Source organism: Pseudomonas mosselii (assembly GCF_003205295.1).
Lineage (GTDB): Bacteria > Pseudomonadota > Gammaproteobacteria > Pseudomonadales > Pseudomonadaceae > Aquipseudomonas > Aquipseudomonas mosselii_B.
In genome coordinates this window covers 97674-120180 of record NZ_QJRP01000001.1, presented here as the reverse complement: position 1 = coordinate 120180, position 22507 = coordinate 97674, and the positions used below count along the sequence as shown (strand labels likewise).

At 62.4% G+C, this 22507-nt stretch carries 28 protein-coding genes and 3 tRNA genes; 18 read left to right on the top strand and 13 right to left on the bottom strand.

What is annotated here, in order from left to right:
- Positions 1-5: 5 nt before the first annotated feature.
- Positions 6-1166 carry a two-component system sensor histidine kinase NtrB gene (locus DMX06_RS00605; RefSeq protein ID WP_110733519.1) on the bottom strand — a complete coding sequence of 387 codons (1161 nt, stop codon included), beginning with the start codon at positions 1164-1166 and terminating at the stop codon, positions 6-8.
- 80 nt (positions 1167-1246) lie between these two features.
- Entirely contained in the window at positions 1247-1531 is a 285-nt protein-coding gene (locus DMX06_RS00600) for a hypothetical protein (protein ID WP_110733517.1), read from the bottom strand.
- Positions 1532-1632: 101 nt separating this feature from the next.
- On the opposite strand from DMX06_RS00600, the gene DMX06_RS00595 reads away from it, so the two are divergent.
- The 3 genes from DMX06_RS00595 (at position 1633) to DMX06_RS00585 (ending at position 2542) form a co-directional block, all read left to right on the top strand.
- Complete coding sequence (locus DMX06_RS00595; protein ID WP_110733515.1) at positions 1633-1845, top strand: hypothetical protein; 213 nt, start codon at positions 1633-1635, stop codon at positions 1843-1845.
- Between the two features lie 93 nt (positions 1846-1938).
- Positions 1939-2023 (top strand) — tRNA-Leu (locus DMX06_RS00590).
- A gap of 105 nt (positions 2024-2128) precedes the next feature.
- Positions 2129-2542: a DoxX family protein gene (locus DMX06_RS00585; protein WP_062573504.1), complete on the top strand. Its 414-nt coding sequence runs from the start codon at positions 2129-2131 to the stop codon at positions 2540-2542.
- Between the two features lie 17 nt (positions 2543-2559).
- Here the strand turns inward: DMX06_RS00585 and DMX06_RS00580 are convergent, their stop codons facing one another.
- The gene (locus DMX06_RS00580; RefSeq protein ID WP_110733514.1) at positions 2560-2748 is read right to left on the bottom strand and encodes a hypothetical protein; all 189 of its coding nucleotides are present in this window, start codon (positions 2746-2748) and stop codon (positions 2560-2562) included.
- A gap of 238 nt (positions 2749-2986) precedes the next feature.
- Between DMX06_RS00580 and DMX06_RS00575 the strand changes: the two genes are divergently transcribed.
- Positions 2987-3661 carry a polysaccharide lyase family 7 protein gene (locus tag DMX06_RS00575; protein ID WP_110733512.1) on the top strand — a complete coding sequence of 225 codons (675 nt, stop codon included), beginning with the start codon at positions 2987-2989 and terminating at the stop codon, positions 3659-3661.
- Between the two features lie 144 nt (positions 3662-3805).
- Positions 3806-4234: a hypothetical protein gene (locus DMX06_RS00570; protein WP_110733510.1), complete on the top strand. Its 429-nt coding sequence runs from the start codon at positions 3806-3808 to the stop codon at positions 4232-4234.
- 258 nt (positions 4235-4492) lie between these two features.
- Here the strand turns inward: DMX06_RS00570 and DMX06_RS00565 are convergent, their stop codons facing one another.
- Complete coding sequence (locus DMX06_RS00565; RefSeq protein WP_110733508.1) at positions 4493-4930, bottom strand: anti-virulence regulator CigR family protein; 438 nt, start codon at positions 4928-4930, stop codon at positions 4493-4495.
- 184 nt (positions 4931-5114) lie between these two features.
- Here DMX06_RS00565 and DMX06_RS00560 point away from each other — a divergent pair, with 184 nt between their 5' ends.
- The 3 genes from DMX06_RS00560 (at position 5115) to DMX06_RS00555 (ending at position 6524) form a co-directional block, all read left to right on the top strand.
- Positions 5115-5471, top strand: coding sequence for a hypothetical protein (locus tag DMX06_RS00560; protein ID WP_110733505.1), 357 nt, complete (start codon positions 5115-5117; stop codon positions 5469-5471).
- A 52-nt stretch (positions 5472-5523) separates the two neighbouring features.
- The gene (locus DMX06_RS26045) at positions 5524-5703 is read left to right on the top strand and encodes a hypothetical protein (protein ID WP_146232174.1); all 180 of its coding nucleotides are present in this window, start codon (positions 5524-5526) and stop codon (positions 5701-5703) included.
- Positions 5704-5804: 101 nt separating this feature from the next.
- Positions 5805-6524, top strand: a complete 720-nt coding sequence (locus DMX06_RS00555) for an META and DUF4377 domain-containing protein (RefSeq protein WP_258378759.1) — start codon at positions 5805-5807, stop codon at positions 6522-6524.
- A gap of 78 nt (positions 6525-6602) precedes the next feature.
- Here the strand turns inward: DMX06_RS00555 and DMX06_RS00550 are convergent, their stop codons facing one another.
- Complete coding sequence (locus tag DMX06_RS00550) at positions 6603-6995, bottom strand: nuclear transport factor 2 family protein (RefSeq protein WP_110733500.1); 393 nt, start codon at positions 6993-6995, stop codon at positions 6603-6605.
- Positions 6992-7642 (bottom strand): DsbA family protein, encoded by a 651-nt coding sequence (locus tag DMX06_RS00545; RefSeq protein ID WP_110733498.1) that lies wholly within the window; start codon positions 7640-7642, stop codon positions 6992-6994. Before DMX06_RS00545 ends, DMX06_RS00550 begins: the two co-directional genes overlap by 4 nt.
- A gap of 112 nt (positions 7643-7754) precedes the next feature.
- On the opposite strand from DMX06_RS00545, the gene DMX06_RS00540 reads away from it, so the two are divergent.
- Complete coding sequence (locus DMX06_RS00540; protein WP_220037400.1) at positions 7755-8648, top strand: LysR family transcriptional regulator; 894 nt, start codon at positions 7755-7757, stop codon at positions 8646-8648.
- A gap of 91 nt (positions 8649-8739) precedes the next feature.
- Positions 8740-8946, top strand: coding sequence for a DUF6434 domain-containing protein (locus DMX06_RS00535; RefSeq protein ID WP_110733492.1), 207 nt, complete (start codon positions 8740-8742; stop codon positions 8944-8946).
- Positions 8947-9044: 98 nt separating this feature from the next.
- Here the strand turns inward: DMX06_RS00535 and DMX06_RS26235 are convergent, their stop codons facing one another.
- The 3 genes from DMX06_RS26235 to sohB all read right to left on the bottom strand — a co-directional run bounded on the left by DMX06_RS26235 (position 9045) and on the right by sohB (position 10871).
- Positions 9045-9449, bottom strand: coding sequence for a hypothetical protein (locus DMX06_RS26235; RefSeq protein ID WP_181427757.1), 405 nt, complete (start codon positions 9447-9449; stop codon positions 9045-9047).
- A gap of 187 nt (positions 9450-9636) precedes the next feature.
- Positions 9637-9710: transfer RNA gene (locus DMX06_RS00525), tRNA-Cys, on the bottom strand.
- Positions 9711-9854: 144 nt separating this feature from the next.
- A complete protein-coding gene (gene sohB, locus DMX06_RS00520; protein ID WP_110733489.1) occupies positions 9855-10871 on the bottom strand; it encodes a protease SohB in 1017 nt (338 codons plus the stop codon).
- A gap of 199 nt (positions 10872-11070) precedes the next feature.
- Here sohB and DMX06_RS00515 point away from each other — a divergent pair, with 199 nt between their 5' ends.
- The 4 genes from DMX06_RS00515 to DMX06_RS00500 all read left to right on the top strand — a co-directional run bounded on the left by DMX06_RS00515 (position 11071) and on the right by DMX06_RS00500 (position 14216).
- Positions 11071-11784, top strand: coding sequence for a histidine phosphatase family protein (locus DMX06_RS00515; RefSeq protein WP_110733488.1), 714 nt, complete (start codon positions 11071-11073; stop codon positions 11782-11784).
- Positions 11785-11838: 54 nt separating this feature from the next.
- Complete coding sequence (locus DMX06_RS00510) at positions 11839-12156, top strand: SCP2 sterol-binding domain-containing protein (protein ID WP_050706279.1); 318 nt, start codon at positions 11839-11841, stop codon at positions 12154-12156.
- 197 nt (positions 12157-12353) lie between these two features.
- Positions 12354-13421 (top strand): phosphotransferase family protein, encoded by a 1068-nt coding sequence (locus DMX06_RS00505; RefSeq protein ID WP_110733487.1) that lies wholly within the window; start codon positions 12354-12356, stop codon positions 13419-13421.
- Positions 13422-13448: 27 nt separating this feature from the next.
- Positions 13449-14216, top strand: coding sequence for an SDR family oxidoreductase (locus tag DMX06_RS00500; RefSeq protein ID WP_110733486.1), 768 nt, complete (start codon positions 13449-13451; stop codon positions 14214-14216).
- 125 nt (positions 14217-14341) lie between these two features.
- Here the strand turns inward: DMX06_RS00500 and DMX06_RS00495 are convergent, their stop codons facing one another.
- Entirely contained in the window at positions 14342-15163 is an 822-nt protein-coding gene (locus DMX06_RS00495) for a class I SAM-dependent methyltransferase (protein ID WP_110733484.1), read from the bottom strand.
- 136 nt (positions 15164-15299) lie between these two features.
- On the opposite strand from DMX06_RS00495, the gene DMX06_RS00490 reads away from it, so the two are divergent.
- Complete coding sequence (locus DMX06_RS00490; RefSeq protein ID WP_110733481.1) at positions 15300-16352, top strand: helix-turn-helix domain-containing protein; 1053 nt, start codon at positions 15300-15302, stop codon at positions 16350-16352.
- Positions 16353-16381: 29 nt separating this feature from the next.
- Here DMX06_RS00490 and DMX06_RS00485 read toward each other — a convergent pair whose 3' ends face one another.
- From DMX06_RS00485 to DMX06_RS00475, 3 genes are all read right to left on the bottom strand, one after another.
- Positions 16382-16951 (bottom strand): SPOR domain-containing protein, encoded by a 570-nt coding sequence (locus DMX06_RS00485; RefSeq protein WP_110733479.1) that lies wholly within the window; start codon positions 16949-16951, stop codon positions 16382-16384.
- 155 nt (positions 16952-17106) lie between these two features.
- Positions 17107-17183, bottom strand: a tRNA-Val gene (locus DMX06_RS00480).
- Positions 17184-17328: 145 nt separating this feature from the next.
- Positions 17329-18771, bottom strand: a complete 1443-nt coding sequence (locus DMX06_RS00475) for a SulP family inorganic anion transporter (RefSeq protein ID WP_110733477.1) — start codon at positions 18769-18771, stop codon at positions 17329-17331.
- A gap of 227 nt (positions 18772-18998) precedes the next feature.
- Here DMX06_RS00475 and DMX06_RS00465 point away from each other — a divergent pair, with 227 nt between their 5' ends.
- From DMX06_RS00465 to DMX06_RS00455, 3 genes are all read left to right on the top strand, one after another.
- Positions 18999-19763: a secretin N-terminal domain-containing protein gene (locus DMX06_RS00465; protein ID WP_258378755.1), complete on the top strand. Its 765-nt coding sequence runs from the start codon at positions 18999-19001 to the stop codon at positions 19761-19763.
- Between the two features lie 494 nt (positions 19764-20257).
- Entirely contained in the window at positions 20258-21583 is a 1326-nt protein-coding gene (aceA, locus tag DMX06_RS00460; RefSeq protein WP_110733471.1) for an isocitrate lyase, read from the top strand.
- A gap of 207 nt (positions 21584-21790) precedes the next feature.
- Positions 21791-22453, top strand: coding sequence for a lysoplasmalogenase (locus DMX06_RS00455; RefSeq protein WP_110733469.1), 663 nt, complete (start codon positions 21791-21793; stop codon positions 22451-22453).
- The last annotated feature ends 54 nt before the right edge of the window (positions 22454-22507 follow it).

Sequence of the window (22507 nt, the reverse complement as noted above, 5' to 3'; positions counted from 1 at the left end):
GTCGTCTATCCGTCGGTCGAAGGTGTATCGGCACCCGTTCGGGCGGGAAAGTACAGGCTCATGCAGGTGCCTTCGCCGGGGCGGCTGGACACGCTGATCGCGCCATCGCTCTGCCGGGCGAAACCATAGGCCTGGCTCAGCCCCAGGCCGGTGCCCTTGCCGAAGGCCTTGGTGGTGAAGAACGGTTCGAAGATCCGCGGCAGTATCTGCGGGTCGATGCCCTGCCCGTCATCACGCACATCGAAACGCACGAAGTGCCCATGCAGCCCTTCCACCTCACCGGCCAAGCGGACACTTTCGACCACCAGGTGGATCTGCCCCGTCGCCGCGATGGCATCACGGGCGTTGAACACCAGGTTGAGCAGGACCATCTGCAACTGCCCGGCATCCACCTCGATCAATGGCAGGTCCGGCTGCACCTGCGGCAGCAGTTCGATGTCCCTGGGCAGCACGTGCGCCGCCAATCCGCAGGTGGTGTCGATCACCTGGGCCGGGGCGATGCTGGTGATGCTCAGTTGTCGATGCCGGGCGAAGGTCAGCAGTTGCTGGGTCAGTTGGGTACCGCGCTGGCCGGCGTCGAGAATATGCTCGAGCAGACGCCGCACCCGTGCCGGATCCTGGCTGCCGCACGCCAGCCGGGCAGAGCTGAGAATGATGGTCAGCAGGTTGTTGAAGTCATGGGCCAGGCCGCCGGTCAGTTGCCCGAGCGCCTCGAGCTTCTGCGCCTGGAACAGCTGCGCGCGCATGGCATCCAGTTGCAGGGCGGATTCGCGCCGATCGGTGATGTCGCGGGTGATCTTGGCCAGACCGATGACCTTGCCATACTGGTCGCGGATCACATCCAGCGCCGCCAGCGCCCAGAACTGCGTGCCGTCCTTGCGCACGCGCCAGCCCTCGTCCTGCGCCTTGCCCTCTTCCAGGGCTTGGCGCAGCAGGCGTTGCGGACGGCCTTCGGCACGGTCCTGATCGGTAAAGAACAACGAGAAATGCCGACCGATCACCTCGTCGGCGTGATAACCCTTGATTCGTTGCGCGCCCGCATTCCAGGACACCACATGACCAGTCGGGTCAAGCATGTAGATGGCATAGTCCACCACTGCCTGGACCAACTGCTCGTAGCGCGCCTCGGGCATTACCGAATGGGTGGGGCGGTCTGTCGATACCATGCAAGCTCCACAAGCACCGCGAAAGGACATATTGAGCGTAGTCAAAAGTCCCGCCGACACCGCCCCTCAGGCGACGATCGTCAGTTGTCGCGCTCCACCACCGTCGGCACCAGTCGGCGCGGCATCGCCACTTTCAACAGCCACAGCCCCAGCAGCAAGATCGACGCCCCGCCGCCCAAGGCCATGTAGCGCTGTGACTCAGGGTGTTGCGGATCGAGCCCGAGCATCAGCAGATAGCCGCCCAGGCTCATGAAGCCGGCATACAGGAACGCCGCCAGCAGGCAGACAAGCAGAAACAGCAGACGCCAGAACAGCTTCGGCCGGATACGCCGGACTGCGCCTGGGTCGGGGGAACGCGATGACATGGCGACACAACCATTGGATCCAATGAGTCAACAGTGGCGTAATGGCGGCATCCTGTCAATTGACCTATAGTGGCCGCGCCCCGATCCCACAAGGAAGCGACATGACTTCGAACCTTCGCCTGCAAGGGTTGCAGGACGACCTGATGCGCAACGCCGGTGAACTCGATGAACTGTGCCAGGCCCTGGATGGCCATGCCCGGTTCCTGCGCCACTCGATCCATCAGGCCGATGCACGAGCCATGGATGGACACGCCGATGACCTGCGTCACTCGGCCCGCGACATGCGCGACATCGCCCGCAGCATCGAACCCTGAACCCTGGGGCCGGTTGACGCTTCTATAACAATGGGTTATAAAGCGCGCCTGATTGCCTCGGCCCTGTTGCTATGAAGCATGCCGGTCAATCGTGCGAGTGTGGTGGAATTGGTATACACAGCAGACTTAAAATCTGTCGGCGTGAGCCTTGCGGGTTCGAGTCCCGCCACTCGCACCATCTTCTGTCGATCAAGGCGCCCTTGCGGCGCCTTTTTCATGCCCGCCGGAAAACCGCCGCACAGCTGCTAGAGTGGAACCTGTCCCTATCCACTGGAGCGCCGCCATGCGCTATAGCCTGCTCGACGGTCAACGCGACGTCATCCTGCTGCTCGCCCGCATCCTGCTGATGATCCTGTTCGTGCTCTCCGGCTGGAGCAAGCTGAGCGGTTTCGAAGGCACGGTCGGCTACATGACCTCCCTTGGCGCGCCCGCGCCCATGCTGGCGGCGGCCGTCGCCGTGATCATGGAACTGCTGGTCGGCATCCTGCTGATACTGGGCTTCTACACCCGCCCGCTGGCATTGCTGTTCGCTCTTTTCGTGCTGGGCACCGCGCTGCTCGGGCACCCGTTCTGGAACATGGTCGAACCCGAGCGCAGTGCCAACATGACCCAGTTCCTGAAGAACCTCGCCATCGTCGGCGGGTTACTGCTGCTGGCCGTTACCGGCGCCGGGCGCTTCTCCCTCGACCGTCGCTGAGCGCGACGGCGGCGACATCAATCGTCGCAGTCGTCGTGCCAGGCCGGATGGTCGTCCTCATCGTCGAAGTCGTCGAGCGATTCTTCATCCTCCTCGACTTCATCCAGCGCCCCGTAGGCGTCCGCCTCGGGGTCGTAGTCTTCGTGGAATTCGGGGTCGAGCAGGTGGTCGTGCTCGGGTTCGGGCAGATCGTCTTCGGCGTGCATCGCAGGCTCCGGTAACAACGGCACGCCTGTATAGGCGCATCGGCGCGGGCGGTCAATCCTCGCGGCGCTTAACCCCGGCTTAACCGACAAGGCGCATGGTGCAGGCTCTCCCTTCAAAAACGCACTTTGCCCGCCGCCCTGGCGGGCTTTTTTTGCCCGGCCCTCCCTGGCTCACTGAACCGGACGCCTTTTAAACGCTCGCATAGATGCAGGATCTTTTTATCCAGGAGGTTTCCCCATGGCCGTGAACATCGACACGCTGATCATCACCACACCGTTTGCCAAATCCGCTACCAACCCTGTGGCCCTGGAGGTCACCGGAGCGCAGGCCCTGGCCACCCTGCCCCAGGTGGTCAGTCGCCTGGACAATGGCGCAATACGCATGACCGCGCCGACCAAGGGCGCGTCGAGCAAGAGCACCCATCGCACCCGCTGCGAGTGGAAGGAAGCCACCTATTGGGCCATGAACAGTGCCAACCGACATTTCAGCCAGCAGCGCATGGTGCTCGAGCAGGTCAACTCGGCGCAGAAGGTGGTGATCGCACAGATGCATGTGAAAGACGACGACAGCCCGGCAATCAAGGTGTTCTGGAACAAGGGCAAGATCACCCTCGGCTTTCGCCGGGACTTCGATCAGGCGACGCCGATCAACAGCACCTTGCTGACGGGTGTCCCCCTGGGCGCGCTCTTCGACATCAGTATTGAAGTCACCGCCGACAGCGCTGCCAAGGTCATCGCCATCCACGACGGACGCGAAGCCGACTCGGGCACACTTAAGCTGACCTCCAGCTGGAATGGACGCACCTTCAACTTCCATGGTGGGGTTTACAACCAGATGGACTACAGCGCAACCACGCCAGCGAAGGATCGCTCGGTGTGCGTCATCAGCCAGCTGGCGATCGCTCATGCCTGAGCTGGCTGATGCGTCTTCTCATGGCTATTTCTGACGAGCACGGATGATTCGGATGACAGCCAGGTGGCCGCCCTCGGCGCAGCATAGCGCTACCTCGTGCCCATGGCTTGCGAGGAAAAATCTCCCCGCAAGTAAGGATCCACAATGCTTCATCGCTATCTGTTCACCGCCGTGCTACTTACGCTGATCACCGGCTGCGCCAGCGGTCTGAATTCCATTCAGAAGGCCGAACTCGATCATTATCGGGCCAACAACCTGGCTGTTGAGGAAAAGAGCCCTGCAGGCGCGCTGTTGTTAGGGCTGCTTCCGGGAGGTGGTTCGTTTTATGGGCGTGCCTACGGGTACGGCACGGTCAACCTGTTGCTATGGCCAGTCTCGGTACTGTGGGACCCTGTCAGTGGGTACAACGCTGCGGAATCGATCAATTACCAAGTCACCCGGGCGCATGTCTCACGCCTGAAACGAAGCGAACTGGATGTGCTCGACAACCAACTGCTGCTGGATGTCATCAACCAGAAACAATACGCCGTGAAACGGCGCATGATCGACGAAAAATTCAGTAACGGTTACTGACATCGCTTCGACCAGACCTTCACGAAATTCTGACATCCGCGTAGGCAGACTGACCTGGCTTCGATACGTTCTGTTCAACCCGCCTCTTTGGCGGGTTTTCTTTTTTTGAGCGCTCCGATCACGAGAAAGCCACGGCAATTGACAACATTTTCACGTCCGCTGTGCCAAGGTAGTGACTCATCCGTGAAACACTTGGCCCGCCCTCCCCAGCGGGCCTTTTCTTTGCCTGCGCTAGTGCGGTGTTTCAGAAGTACCACACTAGTCGAAAGCACCGTTGAGCACTTCGTAGATCACCCCCGTGGCGACTGCCACCAGAATCAGATCGACACCCGCCTGCATCCATTCGTAACCGTCATAACGCGGCAGTTGGCCCAGCAGCCGGCCGTCGAGCTTCTTTGCAATGCCAGGGGGCAGAGGCTTGCCACGCACCAGGTTCTTCTGGATACCTGGAGGAAGCGCTGGCCCAGGACTCCAGTAGTCACGGTGCCCACCCAGGATACCGAGCACATCGCCACGGTCGATTACGGGGCCGCCATCACCGCTATCGTGCTTGCCCGCCCCTGGGTTGCCATGGTTCTGCTGGGATTGCCCCTTGCCATGCCCCTTGCCATTACCCGGGTCGGCGAAGGACATGCAGGGCCCCAGTGCCAGTGCGATGGATGTCAGTGTGGCAATGACGGGGCGGCGTTTGTTCATTGCTGCTTGCCTCTGCAGATTGGGGTCTGTGCAATCCTAGCCCACGACAACGCCATGAGTCTTTGCCATGCCCCTACTTGAGCAATCAGGCATATCAACACTACGGCGGGCGCGCACTCTCCCGTTGCGACTTGGTAAAGTGGCATACAGCCGGTATTGAAGGACCATAGGTCAAAGGAACGACATGCTGAAACTGCTCACCGACATCGCCTTTCTGTGCGCTGGACTGTTGGTACTGATCGCCCTCTTCTGGGCATGCACCTACGAGCGCAATCGCTGGCGCGCAGCCTTCGAGGCAGACTTCACGGCCAGGCTGGGCGGTTTGGATATCGACGGCTACGAACTGGTGGTCGATAAAGTCACGCTGCCAACCCCCCATGGAGCTGCCGATGTTTACCGGATCTTCCACGACCTGCAGGGTAACTATTTTCTTTACATCAAGAACGGCTATGCAGCAGGGGCACTCAGGCCCCTGACCAGGGAGCGTGCGCTCCAGGCCGCGAAAATGAGTGGATATCCCTGCAAAGGTCCGCAGGTCTAGAGGGCGCTGGCTTTCTTGCAAAATCTGGCAACACTTGCAGGCCACCCCGTCGATGAAACTCAATGGAATCGATGCTGTCCCATTGCCATCGGTTATTGCCGAGGCCGTCCAACACCGCTCACAGCGTGGCAAGGTCCACATCGCGAAGCGACCCTTTACGGCCTCGATATCCCGGTTTACCGGCGCGCGCATCCCGCTTGTCGAGGATGCCGCCACCATTTTTCAAGGCTGAAAGAGCGAACCATGAAACAGAATATTCTCCTAGTTGCCGTCTGCGCCGCCCTGCTCCAGGCCTGCGCCCCGGCTTCCACTTCCCATGAAGGGACGCCTTCCATGCCTGCTACTGCCGCGTCTACCGCAACCCAGCCCAAACTCTCGGCCTACTACTGGAACCTGATCACTGCCAACGATGCGTCGGGCAAGGCCATTGCCGCCATGGCGCCTGGCATCGAGGGCAAACTGCGCCTGAACTTCGCCGAGCGTAACCTGAACATCAGCGGCGGCTGCAACAACCAGTTTGGCGGCTATACCGTCCAGGACGGCGTACTGAAGGTGCAATCACTGGCCTCGACCCTGAAAGCCTGCGACAAGCCCCTGATGGAACTGGATGCCCAGGTCGGGCGCCTGTTCAAGGGCGACCTGCGCACCACCCTCTCCGACGATGCCGGGGAGCCGGTGCTGCAACTGACCACACAGGACGGCTCGGTGCTGAAGTTCCAGGGTGAAGCCACCCCGGAGACCCGCTACGGCAGCAAGGGCGAGATCAAGTTCCTCGAGGTGGCCGCCAAGACCGTCAAGTGCAGCCACCCGCTGATCCCCAACTACCAGTGCCTGCAAGTGCGCGAGCGTCGCTATGACGACGCCGGCCTGCAGCTGGCGACCCAGGACAGCTGGCATCCGCTGTACCAGTCCATCGAGGGCTTCGAGCACCGCGACGGCGTGCGCACCGTGCTGCGCGTGAAGCAATACGAATGGAAGAACCCGCCGGCCGACGCCCCGTCGCAGGTCTATGTGCTGGACCTGGTGGTCGAGCAGGATACTTCGGGCAAGTAATTGCCAGCGGGGGCAGGCCGCCCTGCAGCGGCCTGCCCCTTGATCCGTCCACGACTCCAAAACGTGTGTGCCACGGACTCAGGTGAGCGCCGCGTTGACCTGCGCACTGTCGACGTATTGCTCCATGCTGACGATTTTGCCGTTCGTCAAACGGTACAGATGGGCAAAGGTTGCGGTCATCGCTTTCCCGGTCTTGCGATAGGTACCTGAGTAAACGCCAAAGGCGGCAACTCGGTCGTCCTCGGCCACATAGGTATGCACCTTGGCCTGGTAGCCATCCCATTCGGTGGCCAGGCGATGGAACACACCCTCCATGATCGCCTGGGGGCCGACATAGGTACCGGCATAAGGAAAGCCGGCCGCCTCGGTCCAGCTCACGTCCGCAGCCAACGCCGCCAGCAGATTCTGGCCATTCTGTTCGGCTGAGCCTTCGTACGAGGCTCGGATGATGTCCAGGTTGCTCTTGCTCATGGTTTTACCCCCGCGTTCAGCTCGCGAATGAAGGCCTGTGGATCTGAAAAGATAGCGCTGGCAGGTAACAACTGCAGGGCATCGTCCGCTTCTTGCAGGACAAATGTCGGGACGCCTCGGCCGCCCACGCGACCCAGCAAGGTACGCCCCTGCACCACACGATCGTCGTTGGCCTGCAGCAAGGCCGAATCCGGGCGCGCCAGCCGCTCGGCGGCGGCATTCAAGCCCAGGTTCGCCAGCACAGCTGTCAACGTCTCCAGCCGGGTCACATCCAGGCCATCGACATAGCGCGCCGCCTGAATCGCCTTGAGCGCTTCGAACTCGCGCTCAGGCGAAGTCAGGCTCACTGCGCTGAGCGCCAGGGTAGACGGACCACTGTCGAACGCCTGAAGACGGTCGGCGAGCACCTGGTCGCGATAGCGTTCACTGAAGACCTGCCCGGTCAGCCGCTCGATACGCTGGTCGTTGCTCCAGGCATACGCCGCAAAGTCATCGTCCATGGCGCGAGCACCGCTGCCGGAAAACAGCCCCGTCGGTATCAGGCGCAACGCAAGGCCCGTGGATTCGAGAACCTGAGGCAGCGGTCCGGCTGCACCGTAGCACCAGCCGCACAGTGGATCGAAGAGGTAAACCAGGGTCTTGTTCATAGTGAAACGCCTTGAATTGAATGCCTCGAATCTTATAGTGCGCGCATTGACATTTAAACGCATACAAAATAAACACACTGTATGTTATATGCAGACATTCAAGGGTATATCAATGACCGGCGCCTCCAGCCTGAACAGGCTTGCGTACTTCACCGCGGTAGTCGAAACCGGCTCCTTCACCGCAGCAGCAGAGCGCCTCGGCATCACCAAGGCCGTGGTCAGCCAACAGGTGGCGCGGCTGGAAAACGACTGTCGAACCACACTGCTGGTGCGCAGCACGCGAAAAGTCCGCACCACCGAGGCAGGCCAACAGTTCTACCACCGCTGCGCCCTGATCCTCAAAGAGGCTGAAGAGGCTTTCGAAGAGTTGTCCGAGGCCGCCAGCGAGCCGACGGGCACCCTGCGCCTGACCGCCCCTTTCGATTACGGCATCGGTGTCGTGGTGCCGGCCATCACCGCATTCTCGCAGCGCTATCCGCAGTGCAAGGTCGAGGCCCATTTCAGCGACCAGACCCTGGATCTGGGCGCCAACGATCTTGACCTTTCCATTCGCGTTGGCTGGATTACCGAGCAACACCTGCAGGCCCGGCGAATCGGCCAGTTTGCGCAACGATTGGTGGCCGCCCCTCAGTGGCAAGCGCAGGTAGGCAAACTGCAGGCCCCGGCGGATCTGGCCGAGTTGCCGATCGTGGCGAACCTGGCGCTGCGAGAACCGACCCGATGGGTATTTGCCAAGGACAGCTCACAGCGCGAGACGGTGGAAATGAAAGCCAGCCTGTCGCTCAACGCCACCTTGGCAGTGCGCGAAGCCACGCTGCTCGGGGCCGGGCTATCGGTACTCCCGGACTATGTGGCGGAACCAGACCTGCAAGCAGGCCGGCTAATCGAGGTGCTGCCACAGTGGTCGCTACCCCGAGGCGAGATCCATGCGGTCTTTCCAACGGCTCGCTTTCGGCCGGTCAAGGTGCGGGCGTTTATCGAGCTTCTGGCAAGCCGCCTGGCTTGATTAGACCGCGCAGACCATCAGGTCAGGGCACGCGCGCGCAGCTGCCGACAATGCTACGCTCCTGGGGTGACAGCCATCCAAGGGAATGAAGATGAGCTTCGACTGGCACGCTGGACCGATCACCCGCACTACCCCACTGGACAGGCACTACCGGAACACCCAGAAGGTCCGGCGGTTCCTGGTCGGTGAATGTGGCGAGTCCTTCAAGTTCGACCGCGCTTTCATGGCCTGGATCAAGAGCGGAGCGCCTGCCACCATGGGGGAAGTTGCGGATGAGTGGCTGCGTAGACGCGGCTGAAGCCGAAAAAGAAAAGACCTCGGTGAATACCGAGGTCTGAGCCCTTTCACAAGAGGAAAGGACAAGAACAAGTGGCTGTTAACACAGCCCTTTGCGTCTTATGGCAGCAGGTCGTAAGTCACGCAAGCGCGACTTGGGGCACCGTTTGCAGTGATCCACAGCCCATATCCAGCTGGAATCTGGACCTGATAGGGAAGCTGCTGAACAGCGCCAGGGCCAAGCGTTACAAGTACAGGCTTGCCGACGGTATCGGTCGCACTTTTAGGAGCCACGGCCCCTGTAACAAGACCAGCCCAGCTGGCACCCGTAAGCGAGCAAGTACGAATTACAGCACCCGCTACGTTGTCAGCGGGCTTGATGATCGCGTCGACGCCATAGACATCTGCAGCGTAGGACTTTGCACCAACAGTTACTACTTCCATTCTTTCACCTTTATGAGTCGACTGATTTTTCGCGGAGGATTCCGCTTTCATGTCGCTCAAAGGCGATAATTCGAGGCTCATGGCCTTGGGAGAAAACCCGTCGCTCTACGACGAATCTGGAGCAATATTCACATAAAAATACTGTACATGCAACCAGTATTTTATCGAAGGTCTTTTCAGAACACCATGCCCATTGTTCCGGAACTCCTGGCATTTCTTGCGCGCAAAGAAAAACCCCGCAGACCTAGATCTGCGGGGTTTCGAATGGTGGAGGCCGAGGTCGGAATCGAACCGGCGTAGACGGATTTGCAATCCGGAGCATAACCACTTTGCTACTCGGCCTCAAAGTTGGAGCCAGCTTTCGCTATCCCCTTGAAACCGCTGCGCTTTTTCAAGCCAGCTGCGTTTCGATGGACGCCATTATGTCGGCATTCGATGCACCTTGCAACCCCCTTGAAGAAAAAAATCTTCAAGGGGTTCAAGGTGTTAGCGCAGACGCCCGAGTTTGCTCCACAAGCCGACCAGGGTGTTCTCCACCGCCCCGCTGGCAGCCACGCCAATGCGCTCCTGCAGGCTCTTGCGCTCGGCGAAGCGCAGGTGGAACACATTGGCCTCGCGGGCGCTGCGGCTCAGATACTCGTCACTGGTGCCCAGCTCGTCGGCCAGCTGGCGATTGAGCGCGGCAATGCCGAACCAGACCTCGCCGGTCGCCACTTCGTCGATGTGCAACTGCGGACGGTAGCGGGCGACAAAGTCCTTGAACAACTGGTGGGTGATGTCCAGCTCTTCCTGGAACTTCTCCCGGCCCTTGTCGGTGTTCTCGCCGAACACGGTCAAGGTGCGCTTGTATTCGCCGGCGGTCAGCACCTCGAAATCGATGTCGTGCTTTTTCAGCAGGCGGTTGACGTTGGGCATCTGCGCCACCACGCCGATCGAGCCCAGCACCGCGAACGGCGCACTGACGATTTTCTCGCCGATGCAGGCCATCATGTAGCCGCCGCTGGCGGCGACCTTGTCGATGCAAATGGTCAGCGGGATGCCGGCCTCGCGGATGCGCGCCAGCTGCGAAGCCGCCAGGCCATAGCTGTGCACCAGGCCGCCGCCGCTCTCCAGGCGCAACACCACCTCGTCACGCGGGGTGGCCAAGGTCAGCAGCGCGGTGATCTCGTTGCGCAGGCTCTCGGTGGCCGAGGCCTTGATGTCGCCGTCGAAGTCGAGGACGAACACGCGGCGCTTGTCCTCGGGCTTTTTCTTCTGCTGTTTTTCCGCCTTGGCCTGCTGCTTGCGCAGGGCCTTGAGCTGGGCCTTGTCGAGCAGGCCCGACTCCAGGCGCTCGCGCAGTTCCTTGTAGAACTCGTTGAGACGGGTAACCTGCAACTGCCCGCCCGGCTTGCGCCGCCCTTTGCCACGCAGGCCGGCGATGGCCGACAGCACCACCAGGATGGCGATCACCAGGGTGGCGGTTTTGGCGAGAAAGCTTGCGTATTCGGCAAGAAACTCCACATTGACTCCTTGATAAACCAGCGCCGCAAGGGCGCGAACTGGATGCAAGCATACCGGGGCGCCAAAGCCGCTGCCAGCCGGTGAAAATGCTGGCAACACAGTTCAAACGACCTTTTCAAACGCTTGTATGTTTTTTCGTTGACAGCCCGCCTGGGGCAACCTAACCTCGCAGCAACCTCCAACCGGGCCGGACTTCAACGTGGGCAATCTCTACCTGATCCGACATGGCCAAGCCTCCTTCGGTGCCGCTGACTACGACGTCCTCTCGCCGGTGGGCGAGCGTCAGAGCCAGGCACTGGGCGAGCACCTCGCCCAACTGGGCCTGCGCCTGGACCGTTGCGTGGCTGGTACCCTGCGCCGCCAGCAGGACACCGCCCGCCTGGCCCTGGACGCGCTGCAGGCCCATGGCGAGGCAGTCCCGACCATAGAGACCGACGCGGCCTTCAACGAGTTCGACGCCGACGGAGTGATCCGTGCCCTGCTCCCTGCCCTGCTGCCCGAAGAGCCCGAAGCCCTGCATGTGCTGCGCAACTGCACCCAGCACCGCGGCGAGTTCCAGCGCCTGTTCGCCTTGATGGTGCAGCGCTGGCACGACGGCGAACATGCCCACGACGAACACCTGGAAACCTGGCAGGCCTTCACCGGCCGGGTCGGCGATGGCCTGCGGCGCCTGCTCGACAGCGCGGCCAGCGGCGACAACATCGCCCTGTTCACCTCCGGCGGCACCATCGCCGCCCTGCTCCACCTGGTAAGCGGAATCACGCCGGCTCAGGCGTTCGCCCTGAACTGGCAGATCATCAATACGTCGCTCAGCCATCTGAAGTTCCGTGGCCGCGACGTCACCCTGGCTTCCTTCAACAGCCAAGCCCATGTGCGGCTGTTGCGGTTGCCGGAGCTCGTCACCTACCGATGAGCCCGGTCTGTTGTGTCCTTGCGGACGCGAAAATCACTTAACAAGGAATACACCATGAGCGATGTAGCTAAAGCCGTCGAGGCGATGAAGGCAAAATTCAACCCATCCGCTGCCGCCGGCCTGGACCTGGTGTTCGGCTTCAACATCACCGACGAAGACAAGCACTACGCCCTGCTGGTCAAGGATGGCACCTGCGAGATCCAGGAAGGCGAGAACGCCGACGCCAACTGCACCCTGGTACTGGACAGCGACACCCTCAAGGGCATCGTCAGCGGTGACACCGACGGCATGCAGGCCTTCATGAGCGGCAAGCTGCGCGTCGAAGGCGACATGATGCTGTCGATGAAGCTCAGCGAGCTGTTCCCGGCCTGATCGGCGCGGCGAATCGCCAATGAAAAAACCGAAGCCGCATGTGCTTCGGTTTTTTTTCGCCTGCCGCAAGGCCCGCCCATCAGGGCCATTGATCGCCCGGCAACACCCAGGCCAATAAACGTCTGGCACGCTTGTACCAGCTTTGACAGGAAATTAGATTAGCCAATAGTCCTTGCTACTGATCATAAGGAAATCGCATGACGCTCACCGACCAGTCCACCCAGGTACGCCCCGGCGAAGAACTCGACGCGGCCGTCATCGATCCGTACCTCAAGGATCACATTCCCGGTCTCGCGGGCACGCCAAGCATCAGCCAGTTCCCCGGCGGCGCCTCCAACCTGACCTACCTGGTCAGCTACCCGGACCGGGAGTTCGTGCTGCGCCGCCCGCCGTTCGGCCACAAGGCCAAGTCGGCCCACGACATGGGCCGTGAGTTCCGCATCCTCAACCAGCTCAACGCCGGCTTCCCCTACTGCCCCAAGGCCTACGTGCACTGCACCGACGAGTCACTGGTCGGCGGCGAGTTCTATGTGATGGAACGGGTCAACGGCATCATCCTGCGCTCGGACATCCCCGCCGAACTGGACCTGGATGTCGGACGCACCGAAGCCCTGTGCAAGAGTTTCATCGACCGCCTGGTCGAGCTGCACCAAGTGGACTACCAGGCCTGCGGCCTGGCCGACCTGGGCAAGCCGGAAGGCTATGTGCAGCGCCAGGTCGAAGGCTGGGCCAGCCGCTACGAAAAAGCCCTGACGCCCGACGCGCCGCGCTGGGGGCAGGTGATCGCCTGGCTGCGCGAGAAGATGCCTGCCGACCACCCGCGCCCAGGCATCGTGCACAACGACTACCGCTTCGACAACGTCATCCTCGACAGCGCCAACCCGATGCGCATCATCGGTGTGCTGGACTGGGAGATGGCCACCATCGGCGATCCGCTGATGGACCTGGGCAACAGCCTGGCCTACTGGATCGAGGCCGGCGACCCGGCGCCGGTGCAACTGATGCGCCGCCAGCCGAGCAACGCCCCCGGCATGCTCACTCGCCAGCAGTTCGTCGACTACTACGCCGAGCGCGCCGGCATGCGCATCGACAACTTCGACTTCTATTATTGCTACGGCCTGTTCCGCCTGGCCGGCATCGTCCAGCAGATCTACTACCGCTTCTTCCACGGCCAGACCCAGGACAAGCGCTTCGCCCAGTTCATCCACATGAACCGGCTGCTGGAGCAGATGAGCCTGCAACTGATCGGCAAATCCAGCCTGTAATCCCGGCAGACAACAAGGAATACGCGCATGTCCAAGACCCACCTGTTCGACCTCGACGGCAAGATCGCCTTCGTTTCCGGCGCCAGCCGCGGCATCGGCGAAGCCATCGCCCACCTGCTGGCCCAGCAGGGTGCCCATGTCATCGTCTCCAGCCGCAAGCTCGACGGCTGCCAGCAGGTGGCCGAGGCGATTGTCGCCGCCGGCGGCAAGGCCACCGCGGTGGCCTGCCACATCGGCGAGATGGAACAGATCCAGCAGGTGTTCGCCGGCATCCGCGAGCAGTTCGGCCGCCTCGACATCCTGGTCAACAACGCCGCCACCAACCCGCAGTTCTGCAACGTCCTGGACACCGACCTGGGGGCCTTCCAGAAAACCGTTGACGTCAACATCCGCGGCTACTTCTTCATGTCGGTGGAAGCCGGCAAGCTAATGCGCGTGCACGGCGGCGGCAGCATCATCAACGTGGCCTCGATCAATGGCGTCTCGCCCGGATTGTTCCAGGGCATCTACTCGGTGACCAAGGCGGCGGTGATCAACATGACCAAGGTCTTCGCCAAGGAGTGCGCGCAGTTCGGCATCCGCTGCAACGCCCTGCTGCCGGGGCTTACCGACACCAAGTTCGCCTCGGCACTGGTGAAGAACGACAGCATCCGCAACGCCGCGCTGCAGCAGATCCCGCTCAAGCGTGTGGCCGACCCGAGCGAGATGGCCGGCGCGGTGCTGTACCTGGCCAGCGATGCCTCCAGCTATACCACCGGCACCGCGCTCAATGTCGATGGTGGGTTCCTGTCCTGAGGAAGCAGGTCCCAGGCTGAAATGGCGCGGGTTTCGTGGGAGCGGGCTTGCCCCGCGATTGCAATGGCGGCCCTATCGCGGGGCAAGCCCGCTCCCACGAATCGCGTACGCGCAAATCCCGTCCTCTACCCCTTCACCGCCTGCAGCGTATAGCTCAACGGCAACCTCCACGGCGCCTCGATCAGGCGCCACTCGCCGTCATCGCCCAGCCTCATCTGCCCCGGCAGCGCTTCCCAGGGGATGCTCTGGTGCTCCTCCAGGCCAGTGATGCGCAGGCCGTTGTTCAGCAACGCGGTAATCACCTCGCCCAGGCCGTGGTTCCACTCATGGGTTTCGGTCTGGGTCAGTGCCTGGTCGGTTTCAACATAAGTCTCGTCACTGTGCCACACCGTCGGCGCCTCGCGCTCGAAGTACGGGTACTCCAGTTGCAGGCAGTCCTCATGATCCTCGTTCACGGCCATCAGCATCGGGTGGCCGTCGCGCAGGAACAGCCGCCCGCCCGGCTTGAGCAACGTTGCCACGGTCTGCGCCCAGCGCTCGATGCTCGGCAGCCAGCACAGTGCGCCGATACCGGTGTAGACCAGGTCGAAAGCCCCCGCCGGCAATACCTGCGCGGCCTGATAGACATCCGACTCGACATAGGCGATGCCCGCGCCACAGCGCTCGGCCAACTGCCGCGCCTGGGCCAGCGATGCCGCGGAGAAATCCAGGCCGCAGACCTCAGCGCCCAGGCGCGCCAGCGACAGGGTGTCGGTGCCAATATGGCATTGCAGGTGCACCGCGCGCAGGCCGTGGATATCACCCAGGCGCGGCAGGTCGAAGCGCACCACCTCGGACAGGTGCCCGGGCTCGGCGACGAAGCGCTCGACTTGGTAATCCCCGGAGGCGGCGTGCAGTGGCGCGCGCTCGTCCCAGCTGGCGCGGTTGAGTTCCAGTGATCGGCTCATTGCGGTGCTTCCCTGTCCTGAGTGAGTCAGGCGCCACGTTAACCGGCCCTGGCAGGCCCGGCAACCACCCCGTCAACCTCAAGTTGACAGCTCGGGTATACTGCCCCCTTCGTGCCCGCCCAAGGATCCAGCGCCCATGACCGAAAACAGCTTCGCCTTTCGCCTCAAGGAACTGCTCGAACACCACAAGCTGACCCTGCAGGCCGTGGGCACGGCGCTGGGGATCTCGCGCACGGCGGTGCACAAGTGGACCCGCGGCGGCGAGATCGACTACGACAACCTGCGTCGGCTGGCCGACCTGCTCAAGGTCAACTGGATCTGGCTGCGCTACGGGGAAGAGGCCCTGCACAGCGTGCAGCAGGCCGAGGTGGTCGAGCTGCCGATGACCGACGTGCGCCGCCGCTACACCGCCGAGATCATGGAAAGCGAGACGCGCATGAAGCTGGCCCAGGAAGGCGCGCGCATCGTCACCTGGGAATGGAACCTGGTCACCGACGAAGTGACCTACTCGCCCAACGTCGAGGCGGTGTACGGCTGGCCGTTGCGCCGCAACGAGGACTTCTGGGAGCACATCCACGCCGATGACGCCCGCCACATGCAGGGCATGTATGCCCAGGCGGTGGCCGACGGCACCGGTTGCGAGTGCGATTTCCGCATCACCCGCCCCGACGGCGGCCAGCGCTGGATCGCCTCGCGCGCCACGGTGCTGCGCGACAGCGTCGGGCGCCCGGTGAAGATGGTCGGCATCAGCATGGACAACACCGAACGCAAGGTGGCTGAAGAGGAGCTGCGTCAGAGCGAGGCGCGTTTTCGCACCATCTTCGAACTGGCCTGGGGCGCGCTGGCCTACATCGACCCGGACGGCAGCTGGCAGCGGGTCAACGGCAGTTTCTGCGAGTTGCTGGGCTACGGCGAGGACGAACTGTACGGCACTACCTTCCAGCAGATCACCCATCCCGACGACCTGCCGGACAACCTGGCGCTACTGCAGCGCATGCTGACCGGCGAGATCGACCGTTACGAGGTGCAGAAGCGCGTGCGTCACAAGGACGGGCACTATATCTGGGTGCGGGCGCGCACATCGCTGGAACGGCGCGCGGATGGGCAACCGCAGCATCTGATCAGCGTGTTCGAGGACATCAGCGCTGATCGCCAGCAGTCGAAGCGGGCAGCATCTCACCCCGGGTGATCAATGCCACCTCAGCCCACGGACGACAATCAGCGTTTGACGCCGTGCTGGATGACGATCGAGTCAGTGCCCAGCTTGGCCATCACTTCGGCCTTGCGCGCATCGGCATCGGCCTTGGCCGGGAACGGCCCCATCAGCACCACCGGCTTGCCGTCACGGTATTCGACCCAGGACGGAATGCCCTTCTCGATCAGGCGCGCGGTCATGTCGGTCAGGGCGCCCATGTTCGGCCCCTGGATCACCTCCACATCCCAACCCTCCGGTGCCGGCTGGTCGGCCAGGGCCTCGGCGCGGCGCTGCAGGTCGGCGCCGCCGCAGACTTCACGGATGCGCAGGTTGTTGCCGGTCTCGTCGATGAGGATCTCGTACTGGCCGTCATGCTTGATCGCCACATAGCTGCGATAGGCCTCGTACTGCCCGGCGTCATCCTTGCCGCGCACCTGGCCGCAGATGGAGCCCTGGGTGTCGAAGCGTACGTTGGCGAACTTGGCCGTCTTGGGGTTGTTCAGGTGCTCGGCCACCTGCTTGTGCACGCCTTCGACCTCGTTGTTACAGCCCGCCAGGGCCAACACCGCCATTACCACCGCCAGTTTGCGCACGCCTGTACCTCCAGATTCGAAGGGGCGGATTCTAGCATGAGCGGACAGCTCGGCCGCAGGGATGAGGCGAAGGTGGAAGGTTGCAGCGTGTGTCAGCAGCCGTGGAACGGCACAAAGCAAAAAGGGCGATCCTTGCGGATCGCCCTTTTCAAGTTTGGTAGGCACAATTGGACTCGAACCAACGACCCCCACCATGTCAAGGTGGTGCTCTAACCAACTGAGCTATGTGCCTGTCGTGTGGGGCGCATATTAGTCATCGAATGTGCACCTGTAAAGGTTTTTTTTCAAAAAAATCAAAAACTTTGCGAAACAGCTTCGAGCGACCTCTGTCCGACTGCACACGGCCTCCTGCAGCAATCGCGCTCACAGGCACGAACTCAATGCTGCTCCCCCGCCCGCTTGAGCAGCTTCTTGCACCGCCCTGACAAATGCACAACGCGCAACTGCTTGCCCGCCTTGGCGTAACGCTCGCGCAGCGTCTTCAGCGCCGCAATCGCCGAATAGTCGACAAAGCTCAGGTGCTGGCAATCCAGGATAACCCTGGCCGGATCATTGGCCGCATCGAACTGATTGAGAAACGGCGTGGTCGAGGCGAAGAACAGCGTGCCATGCACCTGGTAATGCTTGCTGCCCTCATCGTCCACATGGCTGTCGGCGTACAGCTCCCGCGCATGCTGCCAGGCGAAGTTGATTGCGGCGATGACGATGCCGAACAGTACCGCCGTGGCCAGATCGGTGAACACCGTGACCACGGTCACCGCGATGATCGCCAGCACATCGCTGACCGGCACCTTGTGCAGCACCCGCAGGGAGGCCCAGGCGAAGGTCTGCTGGGCCACCACGAACATCACCCCAACCAGCGCCGCAAGCGGAATGCGCTCGATCAGCGGCGACAGGAACAGGATGAACAGCAGGATCATCACCCCGGCCACCACGCCCGACAGGCGTCCACGGCCATTGGAGCTGAGGTTGATCACGGTCTGGCCGATCATCGCGCAGCCGCCCATGCCGCCGCACAGGCCCGAAACCATGTTGGCCGCGCCCAGGGCCACGCATTCGCGGTCCGGATAGCCGCGGCTCTCGGTGATCTCGTCGGTGAGGTTGAGGGTCAGCAGGGTTTCCAGCAGGCCGACCATGGCCATCAGCAGCGCGTAGGGGGCGATGATCTTCAGGGTTTCCAGGTTCCAGGGCACCTGCGGCAGGGCCAGCGCCGGTAGGCCGCCGGCGATATGAGCCATGTCGCCGAGGGTACGGGTCGGCAGGCCGAGCAGGTAGACCAGCAGGCCGACGCCCAGGATTGCCACAAGCGCCGGCGGCACGGCCCGGGTCAGCTTCGGCAGGACGTAGACCACCAGCATGGTCAGCGCCACCAGGCCGATCATCAGGTACAGGGGCATCCCGCCGAGCCAGTGCTCGCCGTCCTTGAAGTGCTCCAACTGGGCCAGGGCGATGACGATGGCCAGGCCGTTGACGAAGCCGAGCATCACCGGGTAAGGCACCAGGCGTACCAGTTTGCCCAGGCGTAGCGCGCCAAACAGGATCATCACCACCCCGCCGAGCAGCACCGTGGCCAGCAGGTACTGGGCGCCGTGCTGCACCACCAGGGCGACGATCACCACCGCCATGGAACCCGCGGCACCGGAGATCATGCCGGGACGGCCACCGAACAAGGCGGTCAGGGTACAGATAATGAAGGCGCCATACAGACCCATGAGCGGGTTGAGGTGAGCCACCAGGGCGAAGGCGATGCACTCCGGCACCAGGGCGAAGGAAGTGGTGAGGCCGGCGAGCAGGTCGGCGCGAAGTCGGGCGGGTTTCATGAGGGTCCTGTACAGACAGCAATGGCAGCACACATTACCTGTGGGAGCGGGTTTACCCGCGAATGCGATGGTGCATTCCCTGACGCATTCGCGGGTAAACCCGCTCCCACAGGACATGCGTTGCCTTTTGGGGGCGAGACTGGAAATCGAGGGGCGCGATGGTACGGAATTTGTCTGACAGCAGCCACCGTCAATCCGCAGGGCAAGTTGCACACAAATTTGCCATCATGTCCACTCCACCCGCGGAGATCATGGACATGCCGCTACGCCCCCTGCTCGCCTCCCTGCTGCTGGCCGCCAGCCTCACCGCCCAGGCCGCCACCGAGGTCATTCCCCTGCAACACCGCAGCAGCGCCGAGCTGCTGCCCGCCGCCCAGTCGTTCCTGGGCAAGGACGGCAGCGTCAGCACCTTCGAGGACAAGCTGATCGTCAACGCCAGCCAGGAACGCATCGACGACCTGCGCGCCCTGCTGCAACAGCTCGACACCGCACCCAAGCGCCTGCTGATCAGCGTCGACAACAACGACAGCAACTTCCAGGATAACCGCGGCAACGCCCGCGTGATCCGCTACGGCACCGCCAACCGCGAAGGCGGCATGCAGCAGGTACAGGCCAGCGACGGCCAGCCGGCACTGATCCAGGTGGGCCAGAGCATCCCCGTCACCAGCACTGCCACCGACGGTTACGGGCGCATCCAGAGCAACACCGAATACCGCAATGTCACCCAGGGTTTCTACGTCACGCCACGCCTGAGCGGCGACACTGTTCGCCTGCAAATCAGCACCAATAATGATCGAATGAGCCAGGAACGTGCCGATGTAGTGAAAGTGCAAAGCACCGACACGACCGTCACCGGCAAGCTCGGCGAGTGGATCACCCTGGCCGGGTTCAACCAGCAGAGCCAATCCGAACGCAGCGCGTCAAGCCTCAGTTACAGCACCCAGCGCGGTGAAAACATGACGTTGCGGGTCAAAGTCGACCTTCTCGACTGAGCCCAGGCAATTCAAGGCCTCGACCAAAGGCCTTGAAACTGACCGCCAAGTCGCATTAGACCAAGGATGTAGTAAGCCTAAAAAAGCACTACAAAACATTTGACAGGCTCTTTTCGGCAAGGGCATGATGGCCTCGCTCCCGCTAATCAGAGGCCCTGGCAAGGGTCTTCGAGGTGCGCTCCTCCCACCGTGGAGGCACCTCGTGTCCATACGGCCCACAAGGCGGTTCGACGGGATTGCGACTGCAACGAAGAAGTTGTCCCGAGGGACGGAAGCGCATCACCGCAGTTCTGGCAATCGCGTCGCACCGCAGCAAGGCAACCACGAGCCGACCTGCAGGGCACACCTTCGCCTGGCCTGCACACCCCTTCCCCTTCGAGCCTTCTGCGTTCGCCGCCGCACTCCCCCGGACAGGACAGCCGCCCGGCTTCTGATCCGCGTATCCGAGCATCAGCACAATTACACTCAAGATCGATGCGACGAGGTTTATTTCCATGGCACTGACACGCGAACAGCAAATTGCAGCCCTCGAGAAAGACTGGGCCGAAAACCCGCGCTGGAAAGGCGTGACCCGTACCTACACCGCCGCTGATGTCGTTCGCCTGCGTGGCTCGCTGCAGCCAGAGCACACCTTTGCTCGCCAAGGCGCAGAAAAACTGTGGAAGCTGGTCACCCAAGGTGCCCACCCGTCCTTCCGCCCAGAAAAAGATTTCGTCAACTGCATGGGCGCCCTGACCGGTGGCCAGGCAGTGCAGCAGGTAAAAGCCGGCATCCAGGCCATCTACCTGTCCGGCTGGCAGGTTGCCGCCGACAACAACTCGGCCGAGTCGATGTACCCCGACCAGTCGCTGTACCCGGTCGACTCGGTACCGACCGTGGTCAAGCGCATCAACAACTCGTTCCGTCGCGCCGACCAGATCCAGTGGAAAGCCGGCAAGAACCCAGGCGACGAAGGCTACATCGACTACTTCGCACCGATCGTGGCTGACGCCGAAGCCGGTTTCGGCGGCGTGCTGAACGCCTACGAGCTGATGAAGAACATGATCGAAGCAGGCGCCGCCGGCGTGCACTTCGAAGACCAGCTGGCCTCGGTCAAGAAATGCGGCCACATGGGCGGCAAGGTACTGGTACCGACCCAGGAAGCCGTACAGAAGCTGGTGGCTGCCCGCCTGGCCGCCGACGTTGCCGGTGTACCGACCATCATCCTGGCCCGTACCGATGCCAACGCCGCCGACCTGCTCACCAGCGACTGCGACCCGTACGACCAGCCGTTCGTGATCGGCGAGCGCACCCGTGAAGGCTTCTACAAAGTCCGTGCCGGCCTCGACCAGGCCATCTCCCGCGGCCTGGCCTACGCGCCGTATGCCGACCTGATCTGGTGCGAAACCGCCAAGCCGGACCTGGAAGAGGCCCGCCGCTTCGCCGAGGCGATCAAGAAGGAATACCCGGACCAGATCCTGTCGTACAACTGCTCGCCTTCCTTCAACTGGAAGAAGAACCTGGACGACGCCACCATCGCCAAGTTCCAGCGCGAGCTGTCGGCCATGGGCTACAAGCACCAGTTCATCACCCTGGCCGGCATCCACAACATGTGGCACGGCATGTTCAACCTGGCGCACGACTACGCCCGCAACGACATGACCGCCTACGTGAAGCTGCAGGAGCAGGAATTCGCCGATGCGAGCAAAGGCTACACCTTCGTGGCGCACCAGCAGGAAGTGGGCACTGGCTACTTCGACGACATGACCACCGTGATCCAGGGTGGCGCCTCGTCGGTGACCGCACTGACCGGCTCGACCGAGGAAGAGCAGTTCCACTGAGTTCGGTGAGCTGAACAGCAAGCCCAGGTTCCGTGAGGAGCCTGGGCTTTCTTTTGCCTGCACCGACCTCTTCGCGGGTAAACCCGCTCCCACAGACATAGCGCAAAACCTGTGGGAGCGGGTTTACCCGCGAAAGGGCCGGCACAGGCCAGAGCAAAATCAGGGATCAGGTCTAAGCTTGTCGCTACTCCACAGCAAGGACTGCCCATGCCCCGCCCTGGCCACCTGCTCACCCTCGCCGTCGCAGCCGCCGCCTTCTATCTATACGCGCTGGCCAGCGACAACGCCCTGCTTGGCCTTTTGGTCAAACCCATTCCGGTGCTCGCACTGATTGCCTGGCTGAGCACCACCCCCGCCACACCCTATCGCCGCTGGATCATCCTCGGCCTGGCCTTCTCGGTGCTCGGCGACATACTCCTAGCGATCCCCCGAGACCTGTTCGTGTTCGGCCTTGGGGCATTCCTCTGCGCGCACCTGGCCTACCTGCGCGGCTACTGCAGCCTCACGCGACGCCCGGCCTACCCGGCCCTGGCCTGCGCCGTACTGATCGGCGGTTCGCTGTTCGGCCTGCTTGCCGGCCATGGCCTGGGCCCACTGCTGATCCCGGTGGCCCTGTATGCCCTGACCATCGGCGCCATGCTCTGGCGCGCCCTGGCCTGTGGTGGCCTGGCCGCGCTGGGCGCCTGTGCATTTGTATTCTCCGACAGCCTGATCGGCATCGACCGCTTCGTCAGCCCGTTCGCCACCGCCGAGTACCTGATCATCCTCTTCTACTGGCTCGGCCAGTGGCTGATCGCTGCGTCGGTAAGCCGCGACACAAGCGACAAAGTATTGATCCAGAGCGGTGCGAGCAATGCCAGAAGCTGCTAGAACGAGAGTTTTTCGCATTTGCAAGAGGGGGCGCTCGGCAGATGAACTTTGCAA

Coding starts and splice junctions, on each gene's coding strand:
- DMX06_RS00605 (WP_110733519.1), bottom strand. CDS start 1,166: ATGGTATCGACAGACCGCCCCACCCATTCGGTAATGCCCGAGGCGCGC.
- DMX06_RS00600 (WP_110733517.1), bottom strand. CDS start 1,531: ATGTCATCGCGTTCCCCCGACCCAGGCGCAGTCCGGCGTATCCGGCCG.
- DMX06_RS00595 (WP_110733515.1), top strand. CDS start 1,633: ATGACTTCGAACCTTCGCCTGCAAGGGTTGCAGGACGACCTGATGCGC.
- DMX06_RS00585 (WP_062573504.1), top strand. CDS start 2,129: ATGCGCTATAGCCTGCTCGACGGTCAACGCGACGTCATCCTGCTGCTC.
- DMX06_RS00580 (WP_110733514.1), bottom strand. CDS start 2,748: ATGCACGCCGAAGACGATCTGCCCGAACCCGAGCACGACCACCTGCTC.
- DMX06_RS00575 (WP_110733512.1), top strand. CDS start 2,987: ATGGCCGTGAACATCGACACGCTGATCATCACCACACCGTTTGCCAAA.
- DMX06_RS00570 (WP_110733510.1), top strand. CDS start 3,806: ATGCTTCATCGCTATCTGTTCACCGCCGTGCTACTTACGCTGATCACC.
- DMX06_RS00565 (WP_110733508.1), bottom strand. CDS start 4,930: ATGAACAAACGCCGCCCCGTCATTGCCACACTGACATCCATCGCACTG.
- DMX06_RS00560 (WP_110733505.1), top strand. CDS start 5,115: ATGCTGAAACTGCTCACCGACATCGCCTTTCTGTGCGCTGGACTGTTG.
- DMX06_RS26045 (WP_146232174.1), top strand. CDS start 5,524: ATGAAACTCAATGGAATCGATGCTGTCCCATTGCCATCGGTTATTGCC.
- DMX06_RS00555 (WP_258378759.1), top strand. CDS start 5,805: ATGCCTGCTACTGCCGCGTCTACCGCAACCCAGCCCAAACTCTCGGCC.
- DMX06_RS00550 (WP_110733500.1), bottom strand. CDS start 6,995: ATGAGCAAGAGCAACCTGGACATCATCCGAGCCTCGTACGAAGGCTCA.
- DMX06_RS00545 (WP_110733498.1), bottom strand. CDS start 7,642: ATGAACAAGACCCTGGTTTACCTCTTCGATCCACTGTGCGGCTGGTGC.
- DMX06_RS00540 (WP_220037400.1), top strand. CDS start 7,755: ATGACCGGCGCCTCCAGCCTGAACAGGCTTGCGTACTTCACCGCGGTA.
- DMX06_RS00535 (WP_110733492.1), top strand. CDS start 8,740: ATGAGCTTCGACTGGCACGCTGGACCGATCACCCGCACTACCCCACTG.
- DMX06_RS26235 (WP_181427757.1), bottom strand. CDS start 9,449: ATGAGCCTCGAATTATCGCCTTTGAGCGACATGAAAGCGGAATCCTCC.
- DMX06_RS00510 (WP_050706279.1), top strand. CDS start 11,839: ATGAGCGATGTAGCTAAAGCCGTCGAGGCGATGAAGGCAAAATTCAAC.
- DMX06_RS00505 (WP_110733487.1), top strand. CDS start 12,354: ATGACGCTCACCGACCAGTCCACCCAGGTACGCCCCGGCGAAGAACTC.
- DMX06_RS00500 (WP_110733486.1), top strand. CDS start 13,449: ATGTCCAAGACCCACCTGTTCGACCTCGACGGCAAGATCGCCTTCGTT.
- DMX06_RS00495 (WP_110733484.1), bottom strand. CDS start 15,163: ATGAGCCGATCACTGGAACTCAACCGCGCCAGCTGGGACGAGCGCGCG.
- DMX06_RS00490 (WP_110733481.1), top strand. CDS start 15,300: ATGACCGAAAACAGCTTCGCCTTTCGCCTCAAGGAACTGCTCGAACAC.
- DMX06_RS00475 (WP_110733477.1), bottom strand. CDS start 18,771: ATGAAACCCGCCCGACTTCGCGCCGACCTGCTCGCCGGCCTCACCACT.
- DMX06_RS00465 (WP_258378755.1), top strand. CDS start 18,999: ATGTCCACTCCACCCGCGGAGATCATGGACATGCCGCTACGCCCCCTG.
- aceA (WP_110733471.1), top strand. CDS start 20,258: ATGGCACTGACACGCGAACAGCAAATTGCAGCCCTCGAGAAAGACTGG.
- DMX06_RS00455 (WP_110733469.1), top strand. CDS start 21,791: ATGCCCCGCCCTGGCCACCTGCTCACCCTCGCCGTCGCAGCCGCCGCC.